Genomic DNA, 3903 nt, shown 5'->3' on the forward strand with positions numbered 1-3903 from the left:
TCCCACCCGTCCCGCAGTTCGGGCAGGCTCAGGCCTGCCCCGACCTCGAGGTCGATGATCGCCGGACCGAGGCGCGCGCTGTGGGAATCACGCCATTGGGCGATGTAGCCAACGACATAACCGTCGACGACGCTGACTCGGGGCTGCAGGACGGTCCCAGTCGCCCGCGTCCGGCGGATCCATTCGTCCTCCGAGAGGCTGACCGCGGCCGTGGCGCGCAGTGTGCGCCGCAGCATCCGATGGTCCGAGCCGTCACTGTCTTCCAGCCGCTCGATTCCCGCCAGCATCTGCTGCTCGAAACTCACACCAAGTCCAGGCAGCCCCGGCGTTACCGACCGATACAGGCACAGGGCGCAACCGATCAACGCGACATGGACCGATCAGTCGACAAACCGACGATCACCGTCGGCCGATGGGAGTGAATCCTTGCCGAATCGAGCATCCGCCCAGTCTGCCTAGTCACCAACACATCCGGTACGGGGGAAATCCCTACGAGAGCCACTGCGCTGGCAGCGCTGGCTGCTACGAAAGAACTTGCAGTGCAAGGAAGCATCTCGCGGCCGCCGCGCCAGCGCCGACTCGACACATGCCAGTTTCTCGGTCGCGCCTTCCCCCGCGCCAGCGGCAAAAGCGGCAACCAGATCCTGGCGTTGCCCTCCAGCCTTCTGCGGGCGTCGTGGTAGGCGCGGCGGAACCCTTGACGGGGGTGGTTGCGTGCCCAGTCACGTAACCCTGCCCGTAATGGGGCATCTCGATCCGTGGCCTGCTGCGCGCCCGCAGGACGGCGCTGGGTACTGCGATGCTGCCCGGTCACCCCGGCAGGCGAACCGTTCGAGTCCTGGCGCCGCGCCGACAGCGTCATCTCCTTCGGCGAGAGCGCAGAGATGGTCTCCAACCGCGCCGACGAGCAGGAGTTGAGGCGTGCAGTGCCTGCGGATCGTGCAGGCCAGGTCGGCAGGGGATGCGGATTCGACACCACCTTCCCCGGGCACGAGGGCGAGTTCATCGTCTGGGGGTCGGCCAGGGATCAGTGCGACGGGTTCGGTAACGCCGTAAGCCTGTCCGTGGGTATGTGTGTCAATGGCCATTCACCACTCCCCGCACCCTGACCAATCAGGCCCGCTCACACTTGCCACGATCACTCCCCCACCCGGCCTTCACGCCCCGACCGGAATCCCCGCACGATCAGGTACGCGAGCCGAAACGACCCCGGTTCCCTCACTGTCGGCTGATGGGGGAGCCGGGGTCGTTGCCTACCTGCGGGTGCCGCGCCCCCGGTGTTGTGAGGACCGGGCGCGACGGAATCCATTTGAGCACGAGCTATGTTGTGCGACAAAGCGTTTGATACACGTTCCATCGATTGCATGTGAAAAATACTGTCGGACAGTTTGTTTGGTGCGCTCGAAACGGGCAGAAGGTCATGGATCGTCTGTCCAGGGCTTTCGTCTTCGAACTTTCGTAGGGGCGTGCTGTCACACTGGCGTGATGGGGAGCGCAGAGAACCTGATGTCAGCGAAACAGGCTCTTCGGGTTGCTGAGGATTACGTCCGGGACACGATCGAAATCATGAACGTGGGGCGTAGCGATCCCCGCTTCGCTCAGGTCATCGACCAGCTACGCACAGGCATGACGAGCGGAGGCGCGGCCGGGGCCCGGCAGGTCCGCGTCCTTCTCGCCCAGATGGAGACGGCCGCAGGGCCTGATGCTGCCACCTTCATGGGGATCAGCGTTCAGACCGCTGAAGCAGCGAAGTTGTGGCGCCGGCACCGCGTCGTCTACCGAGTACACCCGGGGCTGGCCGAGAGCCTTATCGAGACGGACACCAAGACCGCAGTGCCGTGCGAAATCTTCCCCCGGCTCCCGCATCCGGACCCTTTCATCGCCTTCCCTACCCCGATCCCCGCGCCGATCGCGAGCGATGGCTACCTGAAAATCAGCGAGCCACCGATGATCGTGGGGATGCTCATCACCGCCGCCAACGAGCACGAGCAGATCTGTTCCACCGCCGACCCCCAGGCGCGGCGGCTGAACGTGGCTCTGGCCACCAGGATCCGCTACGAGGGACTGGCACCCAGCCACGAGGAGGCCACCGTGTTCGTGCCCCTCGACGGCAACCGGAGCATCGACGACCTGATCGAGCTCGCTGCGCGGTTGCCTACCTTCGGCACAGTCACCCACGCCGAGCAGCGCAGCATCTACAACCTGTCACTGAGCCTGCTGCTGTACTTGTGCAGTGACCGCCGCGACGCCCGCGAGGGCCGACCCGAGAACGATCGTCGGGGGAAGAAGAATCGTCGCCCCGACCAGAAACTGATCGACCTCGGCTTCGATGTCGGGCCTGCCCTCCAGGCCGCGCGGCGAATAGACCTCACGAGCGAAACCGGCACCGGGAGCAGCAGCAGCAGCAGCGGCAGCGTCCGGCCTCACCTTCGCCGCGCGCACTGGCACACCTACTGGACCGGGCCACGTACCGCGCCGACTCCCGAAGTGCGCTGGCTACACCCGACCTTGGTCAACAAAGAGAACTTCCAGGGCCGTGCGACCCTGATCGACGTCGCGGAATGACCTGCCGCTGGAGGGCAGGATTCGCGCGGAGAGCCGGTCGATAGATGTCAGTCACAGTGCGATGTCAGCGAGTGTCCTTATGGTTGGGCGCATGACCGACATCGCGCCCCTGGCGGCCTCCACTCGGGCGGTGTTCGGCGACCCGGGCGTGCACGCGGTCGTCCGGTCCGGGCGCACCGTGCACGCGGTCAGCCTCGGCCAGTGGGTCGGTGACGAGGAGGTCCCGGAGTTGTTGTGCCACACCGGCGTAGCCGGATGGTCCCCCACGGCGCTGGCACCGACCCGGGCGGAAGTCACCTGCGCCCGATGCCTGCGCAAACTCGGCGGATCCACCTTTCCAGCACACCAGCTTCCGCTATTCGACGACGAACGACCAGGCGGATAGCCCCTGCGCTCGAGCCTCGTCGGTCGGGGTGTCTGTTCAGGGACCAATCCGCGACTGCCCGCCCTCGGTGGGTGAGGTGTCGGGGCGGGCTGCCCATCGCCGCGTGGAGAACGTGGATCACGTCGGGAGACGCCCGGAGGGAGACACCCAGGGACCCCACCCGCAAAGGAGCGAGTGAACGGGACCCGGTGTCTACGCCCCTCCGAGCGCTGTCACGATGACCGCAGGGAATGGATTGCCTCGTGACAGCCGCCGACACTACGGCCGCGCCCGCCTGGATATCCGCTACCACGGTTCACGCGTGTCACGGGACCCTGCGTACACGACACCGCAGGGCCCGGCCCGTGGAGAACGACCGAGCCCGCGGCGTTTCGACCAGTGCCCGAACTCGACGCTTCAGACCCCGGCCTCACCCGAGACACTGCCACCCCATCCTGATATGTCAAGTAGCTATTACTGGTCGCGACGCCGGGGACGGAGTTGACTGTTACCCTCGGTGACCAGCGGTAGGGGACGCCGTAGCATCCGCCGAAAATCGGGCGGATATGCCGTAGTCGGCTGTTAGGGGTGGGTTTCGGGGTGCCGAACTGCGGATGTGGGCCAGTGGTGCTTTGCTGGCTGGTGATGAGGTCGGTCGGTGTGGTTGGAGGGTGTGGTTCGTGGGCGACGCGGGTGTTCGCGGACGAGGAGCTGGAACGTCTGCGGGGAGTCCTCGGAGAGCGGTGGTGAAGGGTTGTTCCGGTTCTTCACGCTCACCGCAGCTGATGCGGCTGCAGTCAGGGCCGCCGCTTCGTGAGGCGTGCCGGGATCAAATCCGTTGTCCTAGCTGGTTGAATAACTGGCCCGCCTGGAGTCCTGCACTGGCGGAATGAGGTAAATGTACCCCGAGCTTCGCAATCTCACAGAGCGCTTGGCTCGCGACTTGAGAGTATGGGCCGAACACAGGAAGCGTG

3 protein-coding genes are annotated in these 3903 nt (G+C 65.6%); 2 read left to right on the forward strand and 1 reads right to left on the reverse strand.

Going from position 1 to position 3903, the window contains the following annotated elements; translation table 11 throughout:
- A partial coding sequence (locus ACWEO7_RS38400; RefSeq protein WP_452430635.1) for a hypothetical protein occupies nt 1–305 on the reverse strand: 305 nt, incomplete at its 3' end.
- A 1180-nt stretch (nt 306–1485) separates the two neighbouring features.
- Between ACWEO7_RS38400 and ACWEO7_RS38405 the strand changes: the two genes are divergently transcribed.
- Entirely contained in the window at nt 1486–2565 is a 1080-nt protein-coding gene (locus ACWEO7_RS38405; RefSeq protein ID WP_452430638.1) for a hypothetical protein, read from the forward strand.
- A 91-nt stretch (nt 2566–2656) separates the two neighbouring features.
- A complete protein-coding gene (locus ACWEO7_RS38410; protein WP_452430640.1) occupies nt 2657–2950 on the forward strand; it encodes a hypothetical protein in 294 nt (97 codons plus the stop codon).
- Nucleotides 2951–3903 lie beyond the last annotated feature (953 nt).

It is taken from the genome of Nocardia sp. NPDC004260 (genome assembly GCF_053603155.1).